The sequence below is a fragment of the Micromonospora sp. NPDC002575 genome (genome assembly GCF_042889525.1).
In the GTDB taxonomy this organism is placed as follows: Bacteria; Actinomycetota; Actinomycetes; order Mycobacteriales; family Micromonosporaceae; genus Micromonospora; species Micromonospora carbonacea.
The window spans coordinates 602744-627040 of sequence record NZ_JBIARA010000001.1 but is presented as its reverse complement, the minus strand read 5'-3'; the positions used below and the strand labels follow the sequence as shown (position 1 = coordinate 627040).

General features: G+C 74.7%; 22 protein-coding genes. 16 read left to right on the top strand and 6 right to left on the bottom strand.

What is annotated here, in order from left to right:
- Positions 1-17: 17 nt before the first annotated feature.
- From ACFYWL_RS02860 to ACFYWL_RS02825, 8 genes are all read left to right on the top strand, one after another.
- Positions 18-1295: a phytase gene (locus ACFYWL_RS02860; RefSeq protein ID WP_386966368.1), complete on the top strand. Its 1278-nt coding sequence runs from the start codon at positions 18-20 to the stop codon at positions 1293-1295.
- A 147-nt stretch (positions 1296-1442) separates the two neighbouring features.
- Positions 1443-2411: a Rossmann-like and DUF2520 domain-containing protein gene (locus ACFYWL_RS02855; RefSeq protein WP_386966365.1), complete on the top strand. Its 969-nt coding sequence runs from the start codon at positions 1443-1445 to the stop codon at positions 2409-2411.
- A complete protein-coding gene (panC, locus tag ACFYWL_RS02850; RefSeq protein WP_386966362.1) occupies positions 2408-3256 on the top strand; it encodes a pantoate--beta-alanine ligase in 849 nt (282 codons plus the stop codon). Before ACFYWL_RS02855 ends, panC begins: the two co-directional genes overlap by 4 nt.
- 31 nt (positions 3257-3287) lie before the next feature.
- Complete coding sequence (gene panD, locus ACFYWL_RS02845) at positions 3288-3713, top strand: aspartate 1-decarboxylase (RefSeq protein WP_386966359.1); 426 nt, start codon at positions 3288-3290, stop codon at positions 3711-3713.
- 162 nt (positions 3714-3875) lie between these two features.
- Positions 3876-4772 carry a septum formation family protein gene (locus tag ACFYWL_RS02840; protein ID WP_386966356.1) on the top strand — a complete coding sequence of 299 codons (897 nt, stop codon included), beginning with the start codon at positions 3876-3878 and terminating at the stop codon, positions 4770-4772.
- Positions 4773-4910: 138 nt separating this feature from the next.
- Positions 4911-6608, top strand: a complete 1698-nt coding sequence (locus tag ACFYWL_RS02835) for an L-aspartate oxidase (protein ID WP_386966353.1) — start codon at positions 4911-4913, stop codon at positions 6606-6608.
- Positions 6605-7567, top strand: a complete 963-nt coding sequence (gene nadC / locus ACFYWL_RS02830; RefSeq protein ID WP_386966350.1) for a carboxylating nicotinate-nucleotide diphosphorylase — start codon at positions 6605-6607, stop codon at positions 7565-7567. Before ACFYWL_RS02835 ends, nadC begins: the two co-directional genes overlap by 4 nt.
- 25 nt (positions 7568-7592) lie before the next feature.
- Positions 7593-8351 (top strand): type III pantothenate kinase, encoded by a 759-nt coding sequence (locus tag ACFYWL_RS02825; protein WP_043965037.1) that lies wholly within the window; start codon positions 7593-7595, stop codon positions 8349-8351.
- Positions 8352-8452: 101 nt separating this feature from the next.
- On the opposite strand, the gene ACFYWL_RS02820 is transcribed toward ACFYWL_RS02825, so the two are convergent.
- Entirely contained in the window at positions 8453-9193 is a 741-nt protein-coding gene (locus ACFYWL_RS02820) for a class I SAM-dependent methyltransferase (protein WP_386966346.1), read from the bottom strand.
- An 89-nt stretch (positions 9194-9282) separates the two neighbouring features.
- Here ACFYWL_RS02820 and lysS point away from each other — a divergent pair, with 89 nt between their 5' ends.
- The 3 genes from lysS (at position 9283) to ACFYWL_RS02805 (ending at position 14298) form a co-directional block, all read left to right on the top strand.
- Positions 9283-10791 (top strand): lysine--tRNA ligase, encoded by a 1509-nt coding sequence (lysS, locus tag ACFYWL_RS02815; RefSeq protein WP_386966344.1) that lies wholly within the window; start codon positions 9283-9285, stop codon positions 10789-10791.
- A 114-nt stretch (positions 10792-10905) separates the two neighbouring features.
- Positions 10906-11250 carry an Lsr2 family protein gene (locus ACFYWL_RS02810; protein ID WP_386966341.1) on the top strand — a complete coding sequence of 115 codons (345 nt, stop codon included), beginning with the start codon at positions 10906-10908 and terminating at the stop codon, positions 11248-11250.
- A 528-nt stretch (positions 11251-11778) separates the two neighbouring features.
- On the top strand, positions 11779-14298 hold the full coding sequence (locus ACFYWL_RS02805) for an ATP-dependent Clp protease ATP-binding subunit (RefSeq protein ID WP_043965043.1): 2520 nt from the start codon (positions 11779-11781) through the stop codon (positions 14296-14298).
- A 186-nt stretch (positions 14299-14484) separates the two neighbouring features.
- On the opposite strand, the gene ACFYWL_RS02800 is transcribed toward ACFYWL_RS02805, so the two are convergent.
- Positions 14485-15396: an A/G-specific adenine glycosylase gene (locus ACFYWL_RS02800; protein WP_386966338.1), complete on the bottom strand. Its 912-nt coding sequence runs from the start codon at positions 15394-15396 to the stop codon at positions 14485-14487.
- 96 nt (positions 15397-15492) lie between these two features.
- On the opposite strand from ACFYWL_RS02800, the gene ACFYWL_RS02795 reads away from it, so the two are divergent.
- From ACFYWL_RS02795 to ACFYWL_RS02785, 3 genes are all read left to right on the top strand, one after another.
- The gene (locus tag ACFYWL_RS02795; RefSeq protein WP_386966335.1) at positions 15493-16005 is read left to right on the top strand and encodes a glycine cleavage system protein R; all 513 of its coding nucleotides are present in this window, start codon (positions 15493-15495) and stop codon (positions 16003-16005) included.
- Positions 16002-16562: a peptide deformylase gene (locus tag ACFYWL_RS02790; RefSeq protein ID WP_386966333.1), complete on the top strand. Its 561-nt coding sequence runs from the start codon at positions 16002-16004 to the stop codon at positions 16560-16562. Before ACFYWL_RS02795 ends, ACFYWL_RS02790 begins: the two co-directional genes overlap by 4 nt.
- Before the next feature lie 158 nt (positions 16563-16720).
- Positions 16721-17473: a hypothetical protein gene (locus ACFYWL_RS02785; RefSeq protein WP_386966330.1), complete on the top strand. Its 753-nt coding sequence runs from the start codon at positions 16721-16723 to the stop codon at positions 17471-17473.
- A 72-nt stretch (positions 17474-17545) separates the two neighbouring features.
- Here the strand turns inward: ACFYWL_RS02785 and disA are convergent, their stop codons facing one another.
- The 4 genes from disA to ACFYWL_RS02765 all read right to left on the bottom strand — a co-directional run bounded on the left by disA (position 17546) and on the right by ACFYWL_RS02765 (position 22217).
- A complete protein-coding gene (gene disA / locus ACFYWL_RS02780) occupies positions 17546-18730 on the bottom strand; it encodes a DNA integrity scanning diadenylate cyclase DisA (RefSeq protein ID WP_386966328.1) in 1185 nt (394 codons plus the stop codon).
- Between the two features lie 142 nt (positions 18731-18872).
- Positions 18873-20315 (bottom strand): DNA repair protein RadA, encoded by a 1443-nt coding sequence (gene radA / locus ACFYWL_RS02775; protein WP_043965049.1) that lies wholly within the window; start codon positions 20313-20315, stop codon positions 18873-18875.
- Between the two features lie 91 nt (positions 20316-20406).
- On the bottom strand, positions 20407-21240 hold the full coding sequence (locus ACFYWL_RS02770; RefSeq protein ID WP_386966325.1) for a hypothetical protein: 834 nt from the start codon (positions 21238-21240) through the stop codon (positions 20407-20409).
- 134 nt (positions 21241-21374) lie between these two features.
- Positions 21375-22217: a UbiA family prenyltransferase gene (locus tag ACFYWL_RS02765; RefSeq protein WP_386966322.1), complete on the bottom strand. Its 843-nt coding sequence runs from the start codon at positions 22215-22217 to the stop codon at positions 21375-21377.
- A 46-nt stretch (positions 22218-22263) separates the two neighbouring features.
- Here ACFYWL_RS02765 and ACFYWL_RS02760 point away from each other — a divergent pair, with 46 nt between their 5' ends.
- Both ACFYWL_RS02760 and ACFYWL_RS02755 read left to right on the top strand, forming a co-directional pair.
- Complete coding sequence (locus tag ACFYWL_RS02760) at positions 22264-23049, top strand: class I SAM-dependent methyltransferase (protein ID WP_386966319.1); 786 nt, start codon at positions 22264-22266, stop codon at positions 23047-23049.
- 94 nt (positions 23050-23143) lie between these two features.
- Positions 23144-24193, top strand: a complete 1050-nt coding sequence (locus ACFYWL_RS02755) for a type III polyketide synthase (protein WP_386966317.1) — start codon at positions 23144-23146, stop codon at positions 24191-24193.
- The last annotated feature ends 104 nt before the right edge of the window (positions 24194-24297 follow it).

The following is a 24297-nucleotide window of genomic DNA, read 5'->3' as shown; positions in this document are numbered from 1 at the left end:
CCCTACGGTCTGCGGGCATGAGACGAATCGTGATCCCCGCGCTGGCGGCCGTACCACTGCTGCTGGCCGCCTCCGGTGCCGCCGCCGCCCCCGCCCGGGACGACGCGCCGCGCGTCGTGCGGGCGGTGGCCGAGACCCCCAGCCTGTACGACGACGAAGCCGGCGGCGACGCCGACGCCGACGACCCGGCGATCTGGGTGCACCCGACCGACCGGGCCGGCAGCCTGGTGATCGCCACCGCCAAGAACGGCGGCCTGCGGGTCTACGACCTGGCCGCCCGCGAGCGGCAGGCGATCGCCACCCCGCCCGCCCCCGGCCCCGACGACGAGCCGGGCCGGTTCAACAACGTCGACCTGGTGGAAGGGTTCCGGCTCGGCGGGCAGCGGGTCGACCTGGCGGTGGTCACCGACCGGGGGCGCGACCAACTCCGGTTCTACCGCATCGACCCGGCCACCCGGCTGCTCACCGACGTGACCGCGCCGGGCGTGCCGTTCGCGTTCAGCCGGGACCAGGCCGAGGTCAACGAGCAGCGCACCGCGTACGGGCTGGGCGCCCACGTCGACCCGGCCGGTCGCGCGTACGCGGTGGTGAGCCGGCGCAGCACCCCGGAGGTGGGGGTGTTCCGGCTGGTCGAGCGGGCCGGGCGGGTCACCTACCGGCCGGTGGACCGGCTGACGCTGCCGTCGGCGTTCACCCTGCCCGACGGCACCGCCTGGTCGCCGTGCACCGACCCGGGCGACGGCCCGCAGGTGGAGGGGACCGTGGTGGACCCGGACACCGGCGTGGTGCACCTGGCGCAGGAGAAGGTGGGCCTGTGGCGGACCCGGCTCGCGGGCGGCCGGTTCGCCGGGACGCCGACGCTGGTCGAGCGGGTCCGCGAGTACGGCGTGCCGGCGGCGTTCGACCCGGCGGAGGACGACTGCGTGACCGACTACCCGGCCGATCCCGGGTTCGGCGGCCGGATCGCGCAGGACGTGGAGGGGCTGACGATCTACCGGACGGGCCGCCTGACCGGCACCCTGGTCGTCTCCGCCCAGGGCGACGACACGTTCCACACGTACGACCGGCGCACCGGCCGCCCGACGGGCCGGTTCGCGGTGGTCGACGGCGTGGTGGACGGCTCCCAGGAGTGCGACGGCGCGGCGGTGACCGCGACCCCGCTGCCGGGCTTCCCCGGCGGGCTGCTGGTGGTGCACGACGGCCGGAACACCCCGGAGACCCCGGGCGGGGACGGCGAGGCACGCCCGGACACCAACTTCAAGTTCGTCGACGCCGGGTTCCTGCGCGGCCGGTGACGGGTACACCGGCCGGGCCGTCGCGGAGGCCCGCGGCGGCCCGGCCGTCCCGGCGGTGAAGGTTTTCACACCTTCTTGTTGCGGCCTCTTCACCGCGGCGCATACTTGCCATCGACCGGTACCCCCTTCGAGGACTGGATCACTGCCATGAGCGCACCGCTGCGCCCGCGTCCGGCCGCCCCCGCGCGGGCCGCCGCACCCTCGGGCGGCACTTCGCCCTCCTTCCCCCGCGTGCTGACCGTCGGCGTCCTCGGCGCCGGCCGGGTCGGCGCGGTGCTGGGCGCGGCGCTCGCCGCCGCCGGGCACCGGGTGGTCGCCGCCTCCGGCGTCTCCGGGGCGGCGAAGGCCCGCATCGCCCTGCTGCTGCCCGACGCCGCCAACCGCTCCGCCACCTCCGTGGCCCACGCCGCGACCGACCTGCTGCTGGTCGCCGTGCCCGACGACGCGCTCGCCCCGGTCGTGGCCGGCCTCGCCGACACCGGGGCGCTGCGCCCCGGCCAGGTGGTCGCGCACACCTCCGGCGCGCACGGGCTGGGCGTCCTCGCCCCGGCCGCCGCCGTCGGGGCGCACCCGCTGGCCCTGCACCCGGCGATGACCTTCACCGGCACGCCCGACGACCTCGGCCGGCTCGCCGGCATCTCGTACGGGGTGACCGCGCCGGCCGAGCTGCGCCCGCTGGCCGCCCGGCTGGTCGCCGACCTCGGCGGGGTGCCCGAGTGGGTGGGCGAGGCCGACCGGCCGCTCTACCATGCGGCGCTGGCGCACGGCGCCAACCACCTGGTCACCCTGGTCAACGAGGCGGCCGACCGGCTGCGCGACGCCGGGGTGGGCCAGCCGGAGAAGGTCCTCGCCCCGCTGCTGGGGGCGGCGCTGGAGAACGCCCTGCGCCTCGGCGACGACGCGCTGACCGGCCCGGTGTCCCGGGGCGACGCCGGCACCGTACGCCGGCACCTGGAGCGGCTGGCGGCGACCGCGCCCGAGTCGGTCGCGGCGTACCTGGCCCTGGCCCGGCGCACGGCGGACCGGGCCATCGCGTCGGGCCGGCTGCGCCCGGCGGACGCCGCGCCGCTGCTCGACGTGCTCGGCGGGACCCGACGAGAGGTGAGGCACGCATGACGGAGCTGGTGCGGACCCGCGCGGAGCTGGCGAAGGCGCGCGCCGCCCTGACCGGCACCGTCGGCGTGGTGATGACCATGGGCGCGTTGCACGCCGGGCACGAGACGCTGCTGCGCGCCGCCCGGGAGCGGGCCGACCACGTGCTGGTGACGATCTTCGTGAACCCGCTCCAGTTCGGGCCGAACGAGGACTTCGACCGGTACCCGCGCACCCTGGAGGCGGACCTGGAGGTCTGCCGGCGGGCCGGTGCGGACGTGGTCTTCGCGCCGGACCGGGGCGAGGTGTACCCGGACGGCGAGCCCCTGGTGCGGGTGGACCCGGGGCGGCTCGCCGACGACCTGGAGGGCCTGAGCCGGCCCGGCTTCTTCCACGGGGTGCTTACCGTGGTGCTGAAGCTGTTCCAGCTCACCCGCCCCGACCTGGCGTTCTTCGGCGAGAAGGACTACCAGCAGCTCACGCTGGTGCGGCGGATGGCCCGGGACTTCGACGTGCCCGTCGAGGTGGTCGGCGTGCCCACCGTGCGGGAGCCGGACGGGCTGGCCCTGTCCAGCCGCAACCGCTACCTCTCGCCCGCGCAGCGGCAGGCCGCGCTGACCCTGTCCGCCGCGCTGCGGGCCGGCGCGGCGGCAGCCGACCGGGGCGAGCACGGCGGCGAGGTGCTGGCCGCCGTGCACCGGGCGCTGGGCGACGGCCCGCCCGAGGTGGAGGTCGACTACGTGGCGCTCACCGACGCCGACCTGGAGCCCGGCCCGGTCGCCGGGCCGGCCCGGCTGCTCATCGCGGCCAGGGTCGGCACCACCCGCCTGATCGACAACGTGGCGATCCGGCTCGCCCCCCGATCCTGACCCGTCCTCCCGCCCCGCGAAAGGCACCCCGATGTTCCGCACCATGCTCAAGTCGAAGATCCACCGGGCCACGGTGACCCAGGCCGACCTGCACTACGTGGGCTCGGTGACCGTGGACGAGGACCTGCTCGACGCGGCCGACCTGCTCCCCGGCGAGCAGGTGGCGATCGTGGACGTCACCAACGGCGCCCGGCTGGAGACGTACGTGATCCCGGGCGAGCGGGGCAGCGGCGTGATCGGCATCAACGGCGCAGCCGCCCACCTCGTGCACCCCGGCGACCTGGTCATCCTGATCTCCTACGGGCAGTTCGACGACGCCGAGGCGCGGGTGTACCGGCCCCGGGTGGTGCACGTCGACGCCGCCAACCGGGTGGTCGAGCTGAACGCCGACCCGGCCACGGCCGCCCCGGGCACCGCCGGCGACCCCGTCCCGAGCCCGCTGGCCGTCGTCGGCTGACCCCGCCCGCCCCGGCCGGGATCCCCACCGGCCCGCGCCGCCCGTGCGTCCGGGTCCGCCCCCGCGGCCGGCATGGATGTCTACCCGTACGCGGTATGTCACCGATGGTCATCCCTGGTTACTCTTGGGTCCCGTCGCGGAGCTGGTGGTTGGGGAGGCCCGATGCGTCGTGCGTTGACGAGCGTGTGCGCCGCCCTGGCCACGGCGGTCGTGCTGGCCGGCTGTGGGGGCCCGGCGGGCCTCGACGGCGACCTCACCGACGACTGGGCCGCCCCGGGCCCGGCGGGCCCGTTCACCCCGGCCGCCGAGGTCTGCCAGGTCGCCGACTTCGTCGACGTGCTGCCGCTGTCGGCGTACGCGCCGGTCGACTGCGCGCTCCCGCACCTGGTGGAGACCGTGCACGTCGGCGCGTTCCCCGCCGACCGGGCCGCCCCGCCCGGCAGCGGCTCGCCCGAGCTGCGCGCCCCGTTCGCCGACTGCGACACGAAGGCCACCGCGTACGTGGGGGACGACTGGCGGGCCGGCCGGCTCCGGCTGGCCGTGGCGGTGCCGTCGAAGACCGGCTGGACGTCCGGGGCCCGCTGGTACCGCTGCGACCTGACCGAGGTCAGCACCGCCGAGGCGGGCGCGACGCCGGTCACCCGCACCGGCAGCCTGCGCGGCGCCCTGAAGGGGCCCTCCCCGCTGCGGCTGGGCTGCCAGCGCAGCGAGAACGTCGGGCGGCGCGGCGCGCAGGTGCTGAAGCCGGTGGAGTGCACGACCCGGCACGACGCCGAGTTCGTCGGGGTGTGGCACGCGCCGGACAAGCCGTACCCGGCCCGGGACGCCGACTGGCTCCCCTTCTACGCCGGCTGCCGCACGGTCCTGGCCCGCTACGCGGGCGTGCCGGACGACGACGACCTGCGCTTCCGCAGCGGCCTGGTGGTCCGCCCGCCCGGGGCGGGGCGCTGGCGGGTCGGCGACCGGGGGATCCGCTGCTACCTGTGGCTCAGCGACCGCACGGTGACCGCCTCGCTGAAGGGCGCGGGCCCGGCCGGCCTCCCGGTCCGGACGAAGTGACCGCCGCCCCGCCGGCCGGGCGCGGCGACTCCGCCCCGCCCGAGCCGGACGAGGGACGCCCCGGCCGCCCGGGGTAGCCCAAACCACTCGTCCCGCCCCCGCCGCCCGAGGTGAACCGGGTTCGGGTTGACTGTGCTCATGGACCTACCGACCGTCGACCTGCCCGTCCTGCCGACGCTGCTGGCCGCGCCCGCGCCCGGCTGGGTGGAGACCACCGACGTGATCGTGGTCGGCTCCGGGGTGGCCGGGCTGACCGCCGCGCTGCACCTGCGCGAGGCCGGCCTGCACGTCACCGTGGTCACCAAGGTCAACATCGACGACGGCTCGACCCGCTGGGCCCAGGGCGGCATCGCCGCCGTGCTCGACCCGGCGGACACCCCGGCCGCGCACGCCTTCGACACCGAGGTCGCCGGGGTGGGGCTGTGCGACCCCGCCGCCGTGCGGGTGCTGGTGGAGGAGGGGCCGACCCGGCTGCGGGAGCTGATGCGCATCGGCGCGGAGTTCGACCGCCACCCCGACGGCTCGCTCATGCTCACCCGGGAGGGCGGGCACCGGGCGGACCGGATCGTGCACGCCGGCGGGGACGCCACCGGCGCGGAGGTGCAGCGGGCCCTGCACGCGGCGGTCCGCCGCGACCCGTGGATCCGGCTGGTCGAGCACGCCCTCGTGCTGGACCTGCTGCGCGCCCCCGGCGACGGGCCCGGCGGGCTCGGCTCGGCCTGCGGGATCACCCTGCACGTGCTCGGCGAGGGCAGCGAGGACGGCGTCGGCGCGCTGCTGGCCCGCGCGGTGGTGCTCGCCACCGGCGGCATGGGCCAGGTCTTCTCCGCCACCACCAACCCGGCCGTCTCCACCGGCGACGGCGTGGCGCTGGCCATGCGGGCCGGCGCGGCGGTCACCGACGTGGAGTTCGTCCAGTTCCACCCCACGGCGCTGCTCACCCCGGCCGGTGCCGGCGTGCCGGGGGCCGGCCGGGCGCAGCAGCCGCTGGTCTCCGAGGCGCTGCGCGGCGAGGGCGCGCACCTCGTCGACGGCGACGGCAAGCGGTTCATGGTCGGCCAGCACGAGCTGGCGGAGCTGGCCCCCCGGGACGTGGTGGCCAAGGGCATCCACCGGGTGCTGCTGGCCACCGGCGCCGACCACGTGTACCTCGACGCCCGGCACCTCGGCGGCGACTTCCTGGCCGGGCGCTTCCCGACCATCGTCGCCTCCTGCCTGGCCATCGGCGTCGACCCGGCCACCGACCTGATCCCGGTCGCCCCGGCCGCCCACTACGCCTCCGGCGGCGTCCGCACGGACCTGCGGGGCCGCACCTCCATCCCCGGCCTGTACGCCTGCGGCGAGGTGGCCTGCACGGGCGTGCACGGCGCGAACCGGCTGGCCAGCAACTCGCTGCTGGAGGGGCTGGTGTTCTCCCGCCGGATCGCCGAGGACATCGCCGCCGGCCTGCCCGAGCAGGCCCGGCCCGCCGAGGGTGGCGCGTGGGCCGGCGGGGGCGGCTGGGTGGTGCCCGCCGAGGGGACGCCCGCGCTGCAACGGGCGATGACCCGGGGCGCCGGGGTGCTGCGCTCGGCGGACACGCTCGCCGCCACGGCCACGGCGCTGGGCGAGCTGGGCGCCGGCAGGGGCACCCCGCGCACCGCCGACTGGGAGGCCACGAACCTGATCACCGTGGCGTCGGCGCTGGTCGCCGCCGCGTACGCCCGCCAGGAGACCCGGGGGTGCCACTGGCGGGAGGACTACCCGACGGCGGACGAGCGGTGGCGGGGCCACCTGGTCGCCGAAGTCGGGGCGCAGGGCAGGCTGACGTCTCGCTGGGAGGCTGGAGAGCGATGAGGGACACGACGGAGCAGGCGCTGCGGGCGGCCGGGCTGGATCCCGCCGAGGTACGGCGGGTGCTCGTCACCGCGTTCGCCGAGGACCTCGGGCCGGACTTCCTCGACGTCACCAGCGTCGCCACCATCCCGGCCACCCAGACCGACACGGCCGACCTGGTCGCCCGCGCCGACGGGGTGGTCGCGGGGCTGGCCGTGGCGGCAGCCGCGTTCGAGCTGGCCGCCGAGGTGACCGGCTTCCCGGCCGACCCGGGTGCCGCGCCAGCCGCCGACGCGGGGGCGGCCGGCGGCGCGGGGGCGGCCGGCGGCCGTACCGTCGAGGTGTCGCTCGTGGCCCACGACGGGCAGCGGGTGGCCCGCGGCGACGTGCTGGCCACGGTGGCCGGGCCGACCCGGCTGCTGCTCACCGCCGAGCGCACGGCGCTCAACCTGCTCTGCCGGCTCTCCGGGGTGGCCACCCACACCCGGGCCTGGGCGGACGCGCTGGCCGGCACGAAGGCGACCGTGCTGGACACCCGCAAGACCACCCCGGGCCTGCGGGCGCTGGAGAAGTACGCGGTGCGGGCCGGCGGCGGCACCAACAAGCGGATGGGCCTGTACGACGTCGCCATGATCAAGGACAACCACAAGCTCGCGGCCGGCGGCGTCGCGGCGGCCTACCGCCGGGTCCGGGAGGTCTTCCCCGGCGTAGCGGTGCAGGTGGAGGTGGACACCCTCGCCGAGGCGCTGGAGGCCGTCGAGGCGGGCGCCGACTTCCTGCTGCTGGACAACATGACCCCGGCGACCCTGCGCGAGGTGGTGGCCGCCGTGGGGGACCGGGCGGAGCTGGAGGCGACCGGCGGGCTGAGGCTCGACGTGGCGGCGGAGTACGGTGCGACCGGCGTGGACTACCTGTCGGTCGGCGCGCTGACGCACTCCTCGCCGATCCTGGACGTGGCGCTGGACCTGCACCCCCGGTGAGCCTCCGCGCGTCTAGGCTGCGTGCGTGCTGCTCTGCATCGACATCGGAAACACCAACACCGTGCTGGCGACCTTCGACGGCGACAAGCTGGTGCACTCCTGGCGGATCAAGACCGACGCCCGCTCCACGGCGGACGAGCTCGGGCTGATGTTCCGGGGGCTGCTCGCCGGTGACGCCGTGGAGATCACCGGGGTGGCCGCCTGCTCGACGGTGCCGGCCGCGCTGCGCTCGCTGCGGACGATGCTCGCCCGCTACTACGCCGACCTGCCGAGCGTCATCGTCGAGCCGGGGGTACGCACCGGCGTGCAGCTCGCGATCGACAACCCGAAGGAGGTCGGCTCCGACCGGGTGGTCAACACGCTCGCCGCGTACACCCTGTTCGGCGGGCCGTCGATCGTTGTCGACTTCGGCACCACCACCAACTTCGACGTGATCAGCGGCCGGGGCGAGTTCCTCGGCGGGGCGTTCGCCCCCGGCATCGAGATCTCCTTCGACGCGCTCGCGGCCCGCGCCGCCCAGCTGCGCAAGGTGGAGGCGGCCAAGCCCCGGTCGGTGATCGGCAAGAACACCGTCGAGTGTCTCCAGTCGGGGCTCTACTTCGGCTTCGCCGGCCAGGTGGACCGGATCGTCGAGCGGATGACCGAGGAACTGGGCGAGGTGCGGGCGGTGATCGCCACCGGAGGGCTGGCGTCGGTGGTGATCGGCGAGTGCCGCACCATCACCCACCACGAGCCGATGATCACCCTCATCGGCCTGCGCATGGTCTACGACCGCAACGTGTGAGGTGCAAGGAAGGGCCCCCTGTTAACGCATACGGTAGAGAAGGGTGCCCCTCTCACCCCCCCCCGTATCCGACGGGCAGCGGCCCCCGTACCCGATGGTTCTCAGCGGCGGGTGGCGCGGACGGCCAGCGTGCGGTACGGCAGCTCGAAGCGCTCCCGGCCGGCCAGGTCCGGGTGGGTGGCGACGAGGTCGCGCAGCTCCCGGTCGAGGTCGCGCCGCTGTTCCGGGCCGGCGGTGAGGTAGTACGAGCGGGTCCGGACCAGCCCGACCAGCTCGTCGGGGGTGAGCGTGGTGCGGTGCGCGAACTCGGCCCGCTCGGCCGGCCCGAACCCGGGCCCGAAGTCGCCGACCCGGCCGGCGAGGTCGTCGGCGCTGCCGCCCATCCGCGCGATCCCGCTCAGCCGCGCCACCCAGCCGACCCGCTCGTCCCGCACGTTCCAGATCGGGGCGAAGACGCCGCCGGGCCGCAGCAGCCGGGCGATCTCGGCGTGCGCGCGGTCCTTGTCGAACCAGTGGTACGCCTGGCCGGCCAGCACCGCGTCGACCGAGCCGTCGGGCAGGGGCACCGCCTCGGCGCTGCCGGCCAGGGCGGTGACGCCCGGGGTCGCGGCGGCCAGTTGGGCCCGCATCCCCGGGTCGGGCTCCACGGGCACCACCTCGTGCCCGAGGGCGAGCAGGGCGCGGGTGAGGATGCCCGTGCCTGCGCCGAGGTCGACGACCCGGGCGGGCGTGGGCAGGGCGGCGAGCGCCCAGCGGATCGCCTCCTGGGGATAGCGGGGTCGGAAGCGGTCGTAGTCGGCGGCGGCGACGCCGAACGACAGGGCCGCGGTGGGGTCGGTCATGGCGGGAGGTTATCCCGCAACGGCCGCCGGAGCCCTTGAGTACGCTCGGCCCTGACCCCGCCGAAACTCCTTAGCTAGGGAAGCGTGCCGTGACCGAGCAGAACGCCGTGCCAGTCGACCCCGCCGACGACCTTCCGGAGCAGATGAAGGTCCGCCGGGAGAAGCGGGACCGGATGCTCGCCGACGGCGTCGAGCCGTACCCCGTCGGGTTCCCCCGCACCGACACCCTGGCCGAGGTCCGCGCGAGGTACGCCGACCTGCCCACCGACACCGCCACGGGCGACCGGGTCTCGGTCACCGGTCGGGTGATCTTCGTACGGAACACGGGCAAGCTCTGCTTCGCGACGCTGCGGGACGGCGACGGCACCGAACTCCAGGCGATGCTCTCCCTCGACCGGGTCGGCGCGCAGCGGCTGGACGACTGGAAGCGCCTCGTCGACCTGGGCGACCACGTCGGGGTGACCGGCGAGGTGATCACCAGCCGGCGCGGCGAGCTGTCGGTGCTGGCCGAGCAGTGGGCGGTCACCGCAAAGGCGTTGCGCCCGCTGCCGGTGGCGCACAAGCCGCTCAGCGAGGAGGCGCGGGTCCGCCAGCGCTACGTCGACCTGATCGTCCGCCCGCAGGCGCGGCAGATGGTGCGTACGCGGGCCGCGGCCGTGCGCAGCCTGCGCGACTTCCTGCACGGGCAGGGCTTCGTCGAGGTGGAGACGCCGATGCTCCAGTTGCTGCACGGCGGCGCGGCGGCCCGGCCATTCGTGACCCACAGCAATGCGTTGGGCACCGATCTGTATCTGCGAATCGCGCCGGAACTGTTTCTCAAGCGCGCCGTGGTCGGCGGCGTCGATCGGGTGTTCGAGATCAACCGTAACTTCCGTAATGAGGGTGTCGACTCTTCGCACTCGCCGGAGTTCGCGATGCTGGAGGCGTACCAGGCGTACGGCGACTACGACACGATGGCGTCGCTGACCCGCAATCTCGTGCAGCAGGCCGCGATCGCGGTCGGCGGCTCGACCGTGGTGACGCACGCGGATGGCCGCGAGTTCGATCTGGGCGGCGACTGGCGCTCCGTGACCCTCTTCGGGGTGCTTTCGGAGGCGCTCGGTGAAGAGGTCACCGTCCGCACCGAGCGGGCCCGCCTCGTCGAGTACGCCGACAAGGCCGGCCTGGCCGTCGACCCGAAGTGGGGGCCGGGCAAGCTCGCCGAGGAGCTGTTCGAGGAGCTGGTGGTGCCGGGGCTCCAGGCGCCGACCTTCGTGCGGGACTACCCGGAGGAGACCAGCCCGCTGACCCGGGCGCACCGCAGCGAGCCGGGGCTGGCCGAGAAGTGGGACCTCTACGTCCTCGGGTTCGAGCTGGGCACCGCGTACTCGGAGCTGGTCGACCCGGTCGTGCAGCGGGAGCGGCTCGTCGCCCAGGCCCAGCTCGCGGCGCGCGGCGACGACGAGGCCATGCGGCTGGACGAGGACTTTCTCCGGGCCATGGAGTACGGAATGCCCCCGGCCGGCGGCATGGGAATGGGAATCGACCGGCTGTTGATGGCGCTGACGGGCCTGGGAATTCGGGAAACCATCCTCTTCCCGTTGGTCCGCGCGGAGTAGCCGACCGGCCACTCCGCCAGGGGCAGTTACCGCATCCTATTGACGAGGCAAGCATCGGGCGGGTTATTGTGCTCTCAGTTTGCAGGATCACCCTGCTCGAAAGGAATGTGGGACGTGGCCAAGCAGATCATTCACAAGCTGGTCGATGACCTGGACGGTGGGGACGCTGACGAGACCGTCAAGTTCGCGCTCGACGGCGTTCAGTACGAGATCGACCTGTCCGCGACGAACGCCGAGAAATTGCGGGAGGTTTTCTCGCCCTACGTCGCGCACGGCACCAAGGTGGGCCGGGGCGGCGTGGTGGTCGGCGGGCGGGCCGCGCGCGGCCGGGGCGGCGCCACCGCCGACCGCGAGCAGAACAAGGCGATCCGGGCGTGGGCCAAGCGGGAGGGCAAGGAGATCTCCGACCGGGGGCGGATTCCCCAGGAGATCGTGGACGAGTTCCACGCCAAGCGCTGAGCGCCGAGGCGGTCCCGGGTGACCGCCGCCGTCGCCGGGTGCGATAGAGCCCTCGGCGGGACATCCCCGACACGGGCGACACCGACGCCGGACCGGAGCACACCTCCGGGCCGGCGTCGCCGTGTCACTGGCCGGGAAGAGCCCGGGTCGCCACGGCGTTGTCCACAGCCGGTGGAGAAACTCTCCACAGCCTGTGGACGACCGGTCGCCCGGCCTGGTCGGGTCGTCGACCCGGCCGGCCCCGGCCCGTTGGAGGGCGCAGCGGGCTCCCGAGGAGCCCGCGGACGCGTTCCGCCGCCCGTCCGAATTTCGCTCTGCGCGTACACGCGGAGACCCCGGAACACGCCCTGAGCGCGGACGGTTGGCTAAAACGACGCGTACCGGACCCCTGCGGAGGACACACGACCTCAGCGGAGTCGGTCCGCGGCGATAGAGTAATGAGGCAAGGACGCCCGTCCCGGACGTCCGCGCACCGGCCCCGCCGAGATCTGACCATCAAGGCGCACGGCACGTGAGGAGCACGAGGGCATGTTCGAGCGGTTCACCGACCGAGCGCGACGGGTTGTCGTCCTGGCCCAGGAAGAGGCCCGGATGCTCAACCACAACTACATCGGTACGGAGCACATCCTGCTGGGCCTGATCCACGAGGGTGAGGGTGTCGCGGCGAAGGCCCTGGAGAGTCTGGGGATCTCGCTGGAGGGTGTGCGTCAGCAGGTCGAGGAGATCATCGGTCAGGGCCAGCAGGCGCCGAGCGGGCACATCCCGTTCACGCCGCGGGCCAAGAAGGTCCTGGAGCTGTCGCTGCGCGAGGCGCTGCAGCTCGGCCACAACTACATCGGCACGGAGCACATCCTGCTCGGCCTGATCCGCGAGGGCGAGGGCGTCGCCGCCCAGGTCCTGGTGAAGCTCGGGGCCGACCTCAACCGGGTCCGCCAGCAGGTGATCCAGCTCCTCTCCGGCTACCAGGGCAAGGAGCCCGCGGCGGCCGGCACGACGACGGGCGAGGCAGCGCCGTCGACCAGCCTGGTGCTGGACCAGTTCGGTCGGAACCTGACCCAGGCTGCCCGGGAGGGCAAGCTCGACCCGGTCATCGGGCGGGAGAAGGAGATCGAGCGGGTCATGCAGGTGCTGTCCCGCCGCACCAAGAACAACCCGGTGCTGATCGGTGAGCCCGGCGTCGGCAAGACCGCCGTGGTGGAGGGCCTGTCCCAGAAGATCATCAAGGGCGAGGTCCCGGAGACGCTGAAGGACAAGCAGCTCTACACCCTCGACCTGGGCGCGCTGGTCGCCGGCTCCCGCTACCGCGGTGACTTCGAGGAGCGCCTGAAGAAGGTGCTCAAGGAGATCCGCACCCGCGGCGACATCATCCTGTTCATCGACGAGATCCACACCCTCGTCGGCGCGGGCGCGGCGGAGGGCGCGATCGACGCGGCGTCGATCCTCAAGCCGATGCTGGCCCGTGGCGAGCTGCAGACCATCGGCGCCACGACGCTCGACGAATACCGCAAGCACCTGGAGAAGGACGCCGCCCTGGAGCGCCGCTTCCAGCCGATCCAGGTGGGTGAGCCGTCCCTGGCCCACACGATCGAGATCCTGAAGGGCCTGCGCGACCGGTACGAGGCGCACCACCGGGTCTCGATCACCGACGCCGCCCTGGTGGCCGCCGCGACCCTGGCCGACCGGTACATCTCCGACCGCTTCCTGCCCGACAAGGCGATCGACCTGATCGACGAGGCGGGCGCGCGGATGCGGATCCGCCGGATGACCGCGCCGCCGGACCTGCGGGACTTCGACGAGCGCATCGCGCAGGTGCGCCGCGACAAGGAGTCCGCGATCGACGCGCAGGACTTCGAGCGCGCCGCGCAGCTGCGCGACAAGGAGAAGCAGCTGCTGGGCCAGAAGGCGCAGCGGGAGAAGGAGTGGAAGGCCGGCGACCTCGACGTCGTCAGCGAGGTCGACGACGAGCAGATCGCCGAGGTCCTGGGCAACTGGACCGGCATCCCGGTCTACAAGCTGACCGAGGAGGAGACCTCCCGCCTGCTGCGCATGGAAGACGAGCTGCACAAGCGCGTCATCGGCCAGGAGGACGCGGTCAAGGCCGTCTCGAAGGCCATCCGGCGCACCCGGGCCGGCCTGAAGGACCCGAAGCGCCCGTCCGGCTCGTTCATCTTCGCCGGCCCGTCCGGCGTGGGTAAGACCGAGCTGTCCAAGGCGCTCGCCGAGTTCCTGTTCGGCAGCGAGGACGCCCTCATCCAGCTCGACATGTCCGAGTTCCACGACCGGTACACGGTGTCCCGGCTCGTCGGCGCCCCTCCCGGCTACGTCGGATACGACGAGGGCGGGCAGCTGACCGAGAAGGTGCGGCGTCGGCCGTTCTCCGTGGTCCTCTTCGACGAGATCGAGAAGGCCCACCCGGACGTGTTCAACACCCTGCTCCAGATCCTGGAGGACGGGCGGCTGACCGACGGCCAGGGCCGGATCGTGGACTTCAAGAACACGGTCATCATCCTGACCACCAACCTCGGCACCCGGGACGTGGCCAAGGCGGTGTCGCTGGGATTCCAGGCGTCGGAGGACTCGGAGTCCAACTACGACCGGATGAAGCAGAAGGTCAACGACGAGCTGAAGCAGCACTTCCGGCCGGAGTTCCTCAACCGGATCGACGACACCATCGTGTTCCACCAGCTGCGGCAGACCGAGATCCTCTCGATCGTGGACATCATGATCGCCCGGATCGAGACCCAGCTGCGCAACAAGGACATGGGGCTGGAGCTGACCGACAACGCCAAGAAGTACCTGGCGAAGAAGGGCTTCGACCCGGTCCTGGGCGCTCGGCCGCTGCGGCGCACGATCCAGCGTGACATCGAGGACAACCTGTCCGAGCGGATCCTGTTCAACGAGTTGACCCCCGGCCAGATCGTCGTGGTCGACTGCGAGGGCGACCCGGAGGACATCGACAAGTCCAAGCTGGTGTTCCGCGGCTCGGACCGACCCGCCGAGGTCCCCGACGCCGTCCCCGCCGAGCTGGGCGGCACCGAGGCCGCCTGAGCCGAGGACCCGCACGACGAGTAGGGCAGAACGGGCGACGGCCCGGCGGCGAGAGCCGCCGGGCCGTCGCCCGTTTCCGCACGGGGCTGCCGGGGAGATGGGGGTATCAGGAGGCGCGGAAGCCGCGATGTCGGCGACATGGCGGCCCCACCCCACCCCGCCCCGCCCCGGCTGGGCTGGGCCGGGTCAGGCGTCCAGGGCCGGGGCCGGGGTCGGCGGGCCGTCTCCCGCGAGGCGGAACGACTCCCCACCGGCCGGTTCCACCAGGCCGTCGGTGACCAGCCCGGCCAGCGCCCGGGACCGCTGCACGTCGTCGGTCCACACCTGGTCCAGCCGTTGGCGCGGCACGGGGCCGCTGGCCTCCCGCAGCACCGCCAACAGCAGCCCGCGGACCTGGCGGTCCGTGCCCGCGTACCGCTGGGGACGCCGCGTCGGGCCGGCCGGCGCCACCTGACCGGAGGCCCGCCAGGCGCAGATCGACTCCACCGGGCAGGCCGCGCACCGGGGCGACCGGGCGGTGCAGACGACCGCCCCCAACTCCATGAACGCGGCGCTGGCCAGGGCGGCTGCGGCCGGCTCCACCGGCAGCAGCTCCTCGGTGGCCACCAGGTCGGCGGGACGGGTGGCCGGGCCGGCGTCCGGCTCCCCGGCGACCGCCCGGCAGACCACCCGCCGCACGTTGGTGTCGACCACCGGGTGCCGCTGCCCGTACGCGAAGGCGGCCACCGCCCGCGCCGTGTACGTGCCGACCCCCGGCAGGGCGAGCAGTTGCTCCAGCCGGTCGGGCACCTCGCCGCCGTGCCGCTCGACGATCGCCACCGCGCAGTCGTGCAGCCGCATCGCCCGGCGCGGGTAGCCCAGCCGCCCCCACATCCGGATCGCCTCGGCGGGCGTGTCGGCGGCGAGCGCGGCGGGTGTGGGCCAGCGGGCCAGCCACGCCTCGTACGCCGGCAGCACCCGCACCACGGGCGTCTGCTGGAGCATGACCTCGCTGACCAGGATCGCCCACGCGCCCACGCCGGGCACGCGCCACGGCAGGTCGCGGGCGTTGCGCTCGTACCACCGGCTGACCAGGGTGGCGAAAGTGTGCTCGGACATCGCGCCGTCGATCATGTCACGGGCCGCCTTCCCGCAGGGTGGGCGGGCCGGGCGGGGCGGCGCGGGGGCCGCCCCTCGATCGGGCAGAATGCCCGGATGAGCGAGCTCGCGATCACCGTCATCGGCCGGGACCGGCCCGGCATCGTGGCCGACGTCGCCGAGGTGCTCGCCCAGCTGGGCGCGAACCTCACCGACTCCACCATGACCCGGCTGCGGGGGCACTTCGCGATGACCCTGATCTGTGTGGGCCCGGCCGCCGCCGACGTCGAGGCCGCGCTGGCCCCGCTCGCCGCCGACGGCCAGCTGCTGGCCACCGTACGGGCGGTCACCCCCGACGGCGCGGCAGCGCCGACCGGTGAGCCGTACGTGCTGGCGGTGCACGGCGCGGACCGGATGGGCATCGTCGCGGCGATGACGCGGGTGCTGACCGACGCGGGCGGCAACGTCACCGACCTGAGCACCCGGCTGACCGGGGCCCTCTACGTGGTGGTCGCGGAGGTCGAGCTGCCGGCGGGCACCTTCGACGAGGTGGCCGGGCGGTTGGCGCGTACCGCTGCGGAGCTGGGCGTGGGGGTCAGCCTCCGCCCGGCGGACACGGACCTGCTGTGACGACGGAATACGTGGGCCTCGCCGGCTGGACCCCGGCGGCCCTGCCGGTGCCGGGCGAGGTGCGCCCGGTGGTGTCCGCCCCCGACCCGGTGCTCAGCCGGCCGGGGCCGGAGGTGGACCCGACGTCGGACGAGGTGGTCCGCCTGGCCGCCGACCTGATCGCCACGATGCGGGTCTCGCCGGGTTGTGTGGGCCTGGCCGCCCCGCAGGTGGGCGTGGGCGCGCAGGTGTTCGCGGTGGACGTCACCGGCCATCCGAAGGCGGTCACCGTGCACGGCACGTTCGTCCTGTGCAACGCCCGGGTGGTGGAGGCGACCCGGTGGAAGGGTGGCCGCGAGGGCTGCATGTCGGTGCCCGACCTCACCGGCGACGTCAAGCGGGCCAGCCGCCTGGTCGTCGAAGGGCTGCTGCCCGGCAGCGGGGCGCCGGTGCGGCTGGTCACCGACGGCTTCGAGGCGCGCGCGTTGCAGCACGAGATCGACCACTGCCTCGGCCTGCTCTTCCTGGACCGGGTGGCCGGGGCGCACGCGATCTACCAGCGCAAGGTCTACCAGTGATCCGTTCCGGTCCCACCGGGCCGGGCGGCCGCCGGAGGGCCCGCCGCGGGTCGGCGGGGCGGCGGATGTCGTGAGTGGAGGGTCGTCACGGTGAGCCGAGGGCGCTCCGGCGCGTCGTGCCCGGCGACGGTGCGTCGCGCCGCTACGGTGGGGGCATCATGCGTCTGACGGTCGGCCCCCTGCCACCCGCCGTGTACTGGCGGCGTCGCGCCGTCGTACTTGGAGCGGGCCTTCTCTTCCTGATTGTCCTGCTCTATTCCTGCAACGGAGCGGGCAACACCGGCACCACGCCGCAGTCGAAGTCGACCCCGACTCCGACGGCGACCCCGGCTGGCGGCGACCCGTCGGCGGCGCCAGACCCGAGCGGCTCGGTGCTGACACCGCAGACCGGCCTGCCGCCAGCCGGGTCGGACGACCCCGGCGGCGACCCGGGCTCGTCAGGAGGCGACCAGGGCGGGTCGAACGGCCCCTCCGGCGGCGACGGCGCTCCTGCCGGGCCCGCCGGCGCGGACGCCGGGACGTGCACCGACGCGGAGATCTCGGTGACGCCGGTGGCGCTGCCGACGTCGGCGCAGCGGGGCACGGTGGTCAGCCTCCAGCTCAAGATCAAGAACAAGTCGGACCGCACCTGCAGCCGCGACGTGGGCGCCGACTTCCAGGAGCTGTTCGTCAAGTCGGGCGCGGAGAAGGTCTGGTCCTCCGACACCTGCGGCAACGTCAAGGGCTCGGACGTGCAGTCGTTCACGCCCGGGTTCGAGCGGTCGTACCAGGTGGACTGGAACGGGCGGGACACCAGCCGCTGCAAGGACGGGCTCGCCAACGGCCCGTTCCCGCCGGCCGGGGCCTACCAGGTCTTCGGGCGGCTCGACACCAAGCTCAGCTCGCCGGTGAAGCTCACCATCACCGGCTGACGACCCGCCCCGTCGCCGGGGCGGCCCCGACGCCCGGCGGCCCGGTCCCGCTGCCACGGGGCGTCGTGAGCCTCAGACGTAGCGCTCCAGGATGGAGGCCTCGGCGAGCCGGGACAGCCCTTCCCGGACCCCGCGGGCGCGGGCGTCGCCGACGCCCTCGACGGCCTGCAGATCCTCCACGGTGGCCCCGAGCAGCCGCTGGAGGCTGCCGAAGTGCAGCACCAGCCGGTCGACGATGGCCACCGGCAGCCGGGGGACCTTCGCCAGCAGCCGGAAGCCGCGCGGGCTGACCGCCGCGTCCAGCGCGTCGGAGGCGGCCGGGTAGCCGATGGCCTTGGCCACCGCGACCAGGTCGATCAGCTCGGTGGCGCTCAGCAGATCCAGCTCTACCAGCGCCTCGTCGAGCGTGCGGGACTTGCGGCCGGCGGGCAGGTAGTCGCGGATGACCAGGGTGCGGTCGGCGTCCACGCCGGCCATCAGCTCGTCGAGCTGGAGGGCGAGCAGGCGGCCGTCGGTGCCCAGCTCCACCACGTAACCGGCGATCTCGTCGGCGATCCGGCGGACCATCTCCAGCCGCTGCACCACCGCCACCGCGTCCCGGACCGTCACCAGGTCCTCGATCTCCAGGGCGGAGAGGGTGCCGGAGACCTCGTCGAGGCGCAGCTTGTAGCGCTCCAGGGTGGCCAGGGCCTGGTTGGCCCGGGACAGGATGGCCGCCGAGTCGTCCAGCACGTGCCGCTGGCCGTTGACGTAGAGGCTGATGATCCGCATCGACTGGCTGACGGAGATGACCGGGTAGCCCGTCTGCCGGGCCACCCGCTCGGCGGTGCGGTGCCGGGTGCCGGACTCCTCGGTGGGGATCGACGGGTCCGGCATCAGGTGCACGGCCGCCCGGACGATGCGGGTGCCGTCGCTGGAGAGCACCACCGCGCCGTCCATCTTGCACAGCTCCCGGACCCGGGTCGCCGAGAACTCCACGTCGAGGGGGAAGCCGCCGGTGCACAACCCCTCGACGACCTTGTCGTAGCCCAGGACGATCAGCGCGCCCGTGCGGCCCCGCAGAATCCGCTCCAGGCCGTCACGCAGCGCGGTGCCGGGGGCCATGAGGGCGAGATTGGCCCGCAGCGGATCACCGCTCGCGCCGCCGACACTCCCGGTCACGCTGACGCTGATCGGACGGGCGGGCGAGCCCACGGCACCGGTGCGGGCGTGGGGTGTCGCGCCGGCTGTTCTGCTGGCATCGCGGTCGATCGGCACGCGCACAGTCTACGGACTGGCGTGCGGTGGGTGCTGTCGTGGTTACTGTGATGTGTCACGATGCCCCCCGCCGGCCGCCCCGGGAGGCCCGTCGCGCTTGTCCGGAATCGCACCGGCGGTCCGACCCGGCGGCCACCGTCGGTCACTCCGCCGATGCGCGGGCGGCACACTGGAGCGCCGAGCGCACGTCGGTGACCTCCATCACGCGCATGTTCTCGGGGCCCGCCCCGGCGCTCTCCGGGCCACACCCCGGCGGCACGAGGGCCACCCGGAAGCCGAGCCGGGCCGCCTCGGCGAGCCGGCGGGGCACCGCGCCGACCCGACGCACCTCGCCGGTCAGGCCGACCTCGCCGATCGCCACCAGGTGCGGGTTGATGGCGAGGTTGAGGCCGCCGGAGGCGACCGCGAGGGCCACCGCCAGGTCGGCCGCCGGCTCCACCACCCGGATGCCGCCGACCGTGGCCGCGAAGACCTCCCGGTCGTGCAGGGTCAGCCGCTCGGCGCGGCGCTGGAGCACCGCCAGCACCATCGCCAGCCGGGCCCCGTCCAGCCCCGAGACCGTGCGCCGGGGCGAACCCGCCACGGTCGCCCCGATCAGCGCCTGGACCTCGGTGACCAGGGCCCGCCGCCCCTCCATCGCCACCGTGACGCAGGTGCCCGGCACCGGCTCCGAGTAGCGGGTGAGGAACAGCCCGGACGGGTCGGCGAGGCTGCTGATGCCCCCCTCGTGCATCTCGAAACAGCCGACCTCGTCGGCGGCGCCGAACCGGTTCTTCACGCCGCGCACCATCCGCAGCGACGAGTGCTTGTCGCCCTCGAAGTGCAGCACCACGTCGACCAGGTGCTCCAGCACCCGGGGCCCGGCCACCTGGCCGTCCTTGGTGACGTGACCGACCAGGACGGTGGCGACCCCCCGCTCCTTGGCCACGGCGACCAGGGCGGCGGTGACCGCGCGCACCTGGGTCACCCCGCCGGGCACCCCCTCGGTGCCGGCGGTGGAGATGGTCTGCACCGAGTCGAGCACCAGCAGCCCCGGCTTCACCGCGTCGAGGTGGCCGAGGACCGCGCCGAGGTCGCTCTCGGCGGCCAGCCAGAGCTGGTCGTGCAGGGCGTTCATCCGCTCGGCGCGCAGCCGCACCTGGCTGACCGACTCCTCGCCGCTGACCACCAGCGACGGGCTGCCGGCGGTGGCCGCCCACTGCTGGGCGACGTCGAGCAGCAACGTGGACTTGCCCACCCCCGGCTCGCCGGCGAGCAGCACCACCGCGCCGGGCACCAGGCCGCCGCCGAGCACCCGGTCGAGCTCGCTGACGCCGGTGGGGCGGGCCTTGGCCGGCGCGGCGCTGATGGTGGCGATCGGCCGGGCCGGCTCGGCCGGCATCCGGGAGCTGACCACCCGCCCGGAGACGGTCGGGCCGGTCACCGTGCACTCGACCACCGAGCCCCACTCGCCGCACTCGGGGCAGCGCCCCACCCACTTGGGCGGCTGGTGGCCGCAGGCGTCGCACTCGTAGGCGGGGCGGGGCTCGCGGGCGGCCCGGCCGCGCGGGGTCGCCCGGGAGGGTGTCGATCGGGGCGTCGTCACACCGGAACGTTAGTCCCCCCGTACGACGAAGCACCGCCGGCATGGCGGGTGCCACGCCGGCGGTGCGGTCGAGCTGTCATGCGGCAGGCGGTCAGCCGCCGTGGCCGGAGCCCTCGGTGCCGCCCTCCGCGCCGTGCGCGCCCTCGCGCTGCACGATCTGGGACGGCTGCGGGAGCGGGGTCAGCGGGACGCCGACCGGTGCCGGGGCGCTGATGGTGCGGCCGTTGCCGAAGTCGAACGTCAGGTTGACCTGCTGGCCGGCGAGCAGCGCCTGGTTGAGGCCGACGAGCTGGAGCGACCGCCCGCCCTGCACGTTGAGCTGGACGTAGCCGAGGGCGGGGATCTCGAACCGGGCCGGTTCGCCGGCCGGGGCCGACGGGCTCGGCGAAGCGGACGGGCCCTCCGACGCGCCCCCGGACGGGCTGGCCGACCCGGACGGCGACCCGGAACCCGACGGCGACGCGCCCTCGGACGGCGACGCGGACCCGGACGGCGACGCGGACCCGGACGGCGACGCGCTCTCCGACGGCGATGCGCTCTCCGACGGCGATGCGCTCTCCGACGGCGACTCGCTGGCCGACGGGCTCGCCGAGGCGGACGCGCCGCCGCTGATCACGATCTCCCGCGCGCCGTCGGTGGTGACGGTCACCGTCACCGGGCTCTGCGTGTCGTTGTAGAGCACCGCGTTGACGGCGGCGTTCGCGCCGGCCTGGTAGCCACCGGCGCCCGGGTATTCCACGTACAGCCCGCGCACCTTGTAGGCGTTGTCCGAAGTCTGGAGGTTGACACCCTGGACCGACGGCTCCTTGTTGGCGGTCTCGGCCACCTGGCCGGCGCCGCAACCGGTCGCCAGCAGGCCGGTCGCCGCCGCCACGCCGGACAGCAGCAGGGCCGCCCGCCGGGAACCCCTGATCGAGCGCGTCACGTCGGTCCTCCTCGTCACGATCCCCACCCGGCCGTCGCCGGGCACGGTGGCCATACCCGCGCAGACCGGCTTCAGGGTAGTTGGGGCTGATCGAGAGCCGCACGCCGACCCGGCACCACCACCTTCCCGGGCGCTCAGAGCACCCGGCCGCCGGTGACCAGCAGCACCACGTCGATCAGGGCCACCAGCAGCACCGCCCGGAACGCGGCCACCCCCCGGTCGCCGGAGCGGCGGGCGTTGCGGCCGGCGTACCAGGTCAGGGGCGGGACCAGCGCGGCGGTCGCGACCGCCGACAGCCCGAACCACGACGGCGGCCCGGGCGGCCCGGCGACCAGGGTGACGGTCGCGGCGAGCAGCAGCGCGGCGGCGGCCACCCGGCTGCCGGCCGCGCCGAGGCGGTGCGGCAGCCCCCGCACCCCCGTGCGGGCGTCGTCGGCCAGGTCGGGCAGCACGTTGGCGAAGTGCGCCCCGGCCCCCAGCAGGGCGGCGGCGGCCACCAGCCAGGCCGGCGGGGCGGGTGCGCCGGGCAGCGCGAGCACCACGAAGGCGGGCAGCGCGCCGAACGACACCGCGTAGGGCAGCACGGAGAACGGCGTCGACTTCAGCGGCCGGTTGTAGGCCAGCGCGGAGACCAGGGCCACTGTCGCCCAGACCGCCGCCGCCCGGTTGGTCGTCGCCACCGCGAGCAGCACCGTGGCCAGGGTCGCGGCCCGCGTCGCCAGCCCCACCGCCCGCCGGCTCACCGCGCCGGCGGCGACCGGTTTGTCGGTACGCCCCACCGCCGCGTCCCGGTCGGCGTCCAGGTGGTCGTTGGACCAGCCGACGGCGAGCTGGCTGGCGAGCACCGTGAGCGCCACCGCGGCGACCCCGGACGGGCGGTGCCCCACCCCCACGGCGAGCAGCCCCGCCACCACGGTCACCGCCGCGGCCGGCTCCGGGTGACTTGCCCTGAGCAGCCCTAACACCGTCGTCGACATATGGGAAGTCTGGTCGTTACCGCCCGGTCGTGCCACGCTCGGTGCCATGCGTGACGGATCGTCCCCCGTGTCCGAGCGCCCGCGCGTGCTGCCGCCGAACGATCCCCGGCAGTACGACGACCTGGCCGACGAGTGGTGGCGTCCGGACGGGGCGTTCGCGATGCTGCACTGGCTCGCCCGCGCCCGGGCGGCCCTGGTGCCGCCGGCCACCCGGCCCGACGCCCTCCTGGTCGACCTGGGCTGCGGCGCCGGCCTGCTCGCCCCGCACCTGGCCGGCAAGGGCTACCGGCACGTCGGCGTCGACCTCACCCGGTCCGCCCTGGCGCAGGCCGCGGCGCACGGGGTGACGCCGGTCAACGGCGACGCCACCGCCGTGCCGCTGGCCGACGGCTGCGCCGACGTGGTGGCCGCCGGCGAGCTGCTGGAACACGTGCCGGACTGGCGGGTCGCTGTGGCGGAGGCATGCCGGCTGCTGCGGCCGGGCGGCCTGCTGGCGCTGGACACGCTCAACGACACCGCGCTGAGCCGGCTGGTCGCCGTGGAGATCGGCGAGCGGCTGCCGACGGTGCCCCGGGGCATCCACGATCCACGGTTGTTCGTGGACGACCGGGCGCTGGTCGCCGAGTGCGCCCGGCACGGCGTCGACCTGCGGGTCCGGGGCGTCCGGCCGGAGCTGGGCGGCACCCTGCGCTGGCTGGTCCGCAGGCTGCGGGCCGCCCGTCGGTCGCCGGTGGGCAGCGGCCCGTCCCCGTCGGCCCGGCGGGAGCCCCGGATCAGGCCGACCTGGTCGACGGCGGTGCTCTACCAGGGGCGCGGCGTCCGGCGCGAATAGCCGGGCCAGCGCCGGGGTGCAGGTGAGACCGGACCGCGACAGCTCCGCCTCTCGTTGGTGACGACGTGGGGTACGCAAACGAGAGGTGGGGAACGTGGTCGTACCGGTGATCGCGGGTCTGGGCACGGCGCAGCCGCCGGGGGCGGCGCAGGACGAGCTGTGGTCGGGTTTCTTCGCGGGCCACTTCCCCGACGCCACGCGGGCGCTCGCGCAGCGGATCTTCGCCAACTCCGGCGTGACGCGGCGGCAGGCGGCGGTCAACCCGCTGCTGGAGGACGTCTCGGACTGGCCGACCGAGCGCCGGATGCGCCGCTACCAGGTCGAGGCGCTGCCGCTGGGCAAGGAGGCGGTCGGCCGGGCGCTCACCGCCGCCGGCCTGGACGCCGGGGACGTCGGCATGTTCATCGTCTGCTCGTGCACCGGGTACGCCACCCCCGGCCTGGACATCCTGCTCGCCCGGGACCTGGGCATGGCCCCGCACACCCAGCGCATGGTCGTCGGCCACATGGGCTGCTACGCGGCCCTGCCGGGGCTCGGCGCGGCCGGCGACTTCGTCACCGCCCGGCAGCGGCCGGCGCTGCTGCTCTGCGCGGAGCTGACCAGCCTGCACATCCAACCCGCAACGGCCCGGCTGGACACCCAGCAGATCGTCTCCCACGCCCTCTTCTCGGACGCCGCCGTCGCCGCCGTGGTCGTCCCCGGCGGCCGGGGGTACGCGCTGCGCGAGGTCGCCGCGGTCACCGACACCTCCACGGCGGACCACATGACCTGGGACGTCACCGACACCGGCTTCCGGATGGGGCTGTCCCCGAAGGTCCCGCAGGTGCTCTCCCGCCACGTCCGGGGCCTGGTCGACGACCTGCTGGCCCGAAACGGCGCGACGCTGTCGGAGGTGGGCGGCTGGGCGGTGCACCCGGGCGGCCCGCGCATCCTGGACGTGGTGGAACGCGAGCTGGCGCTGCCGCCGCAGGCGCTGGACGAGGCCCGCGCCACCCTGGACGCCCACGGCAACTGCTCCTCGGCGACGGTCATGTTGATATTGGACCGGCTGCTACGGGCGCAACGCCCGGCCGAACGCATCCTGATGCTCGCCTTCGGCCCGGGCCTGACCCTCTACGCCGCCCTCCTGGACCACACCCCCTAACCCACCCGCCCACCCCGGACCCGCCCCGCGCCCGCCCCGCGCCCGCCCCGCGCCCGCCCGGGTTCGCCCCGGTGATCAAGAGAAAAGTGTCAACGTTGATCTCG

Coding starts and splice junctions, on each gene's coding strand:
- ACFYWL_RS02860 (WP_386966368.1), top strand. CDS start 18: ATGAGACGAATCGTGATCCCCGCGCTGGCGGCCGTACCACTGCTGCTG.
- ACFYWL_RS02855 (WP_386966365.1), top strand. CDS start 1,443: ATGAGCGCACCGCTGCGCCCGCGTCCGGCCGCCCCCGCGCGGGCCGCC.
- panC (WP_386966362.1), top strand. CDS start 2,408: ATGACGGAGCTGGTGCGGACCCGCGCGGAGCTGGCGAAGGCGCGCGCC.
- panD (WP_386966359.1), top strand. CDS start 3,288: ATGTTCCGCACCATGCTCAAGTCGAAGATCCACCGGGCCACGGTGACC.
- ACFYWL_RS02840 (WP_386966356.1), top strand. CDS start 3,876: ATGCGTCGTGCGTTGACGAGCGTGTGCGCCGCCCTGGCCACGGCGGTC.
- ACFYWL_RS02835 (WP_386966353.1), top strand. CDS start 4,911: ATGGACCTACCGACCGTCGACCTGCCCGTCCTGCCGACGCTGCTGGCC.
- nadC (WP_386966350.1), top strand. CDS start 6,605: ATGAGGGACACGACGGAGCAGGCGCTGCGGGCGGCCGGGCTGGATCCC.
- ACFYWL_RS02820 (WP_386966346.1), bottom strand. CDS start 9,193: ATGACCGACCCCACCGCGGCCCTGTCGTTCGGCGTCGCCGCCGCCGAC.
- ACFYWL_RS02805 (WP_043965043.1), top strand. CDS start 11,779: ATGTTCGAGCGGTTCACCGACCGAGCGCGACGGGTTGTCGTCCTGGCC.
- ACFYWL_RS02800 (WP_386966338.1), bottom strand. CDS start 15,396: ATGTCCGAGCACACTTTCGCCACCCTGGTCAGCCGGTGGTACGAGCGC.
- ACFYWL_RS02795 (WP_386966335.1), top strand. CDS start 15,493: ATGAGCGAGCTCGCGATCACCGTCATCGGCCGGGACCGGCCCGGCATC.
- ACFYWL_RS02785 (WP_386966330.1), top strand. CDS start 16,721: ATGCGTCTGACGGTCGGCCCCCTGCCACCCGCCGTGTACTGGCGGCGT.
- ACFYWL_RS02765 (WP_386966322.1), bottom strand. CDS start 22,217: ATGTCGACGACGGTGTTAGGGCTGCTCAGGGCAAGTCACCCGGAGCCG.
- ACFYWL_RS02760 (WP_386966319.1), top strand. CDS start 22,264: ATGCGTGACGGATCGTCCCCCGTGTCCGAGCGCCCGCGCGTGCTGCCG.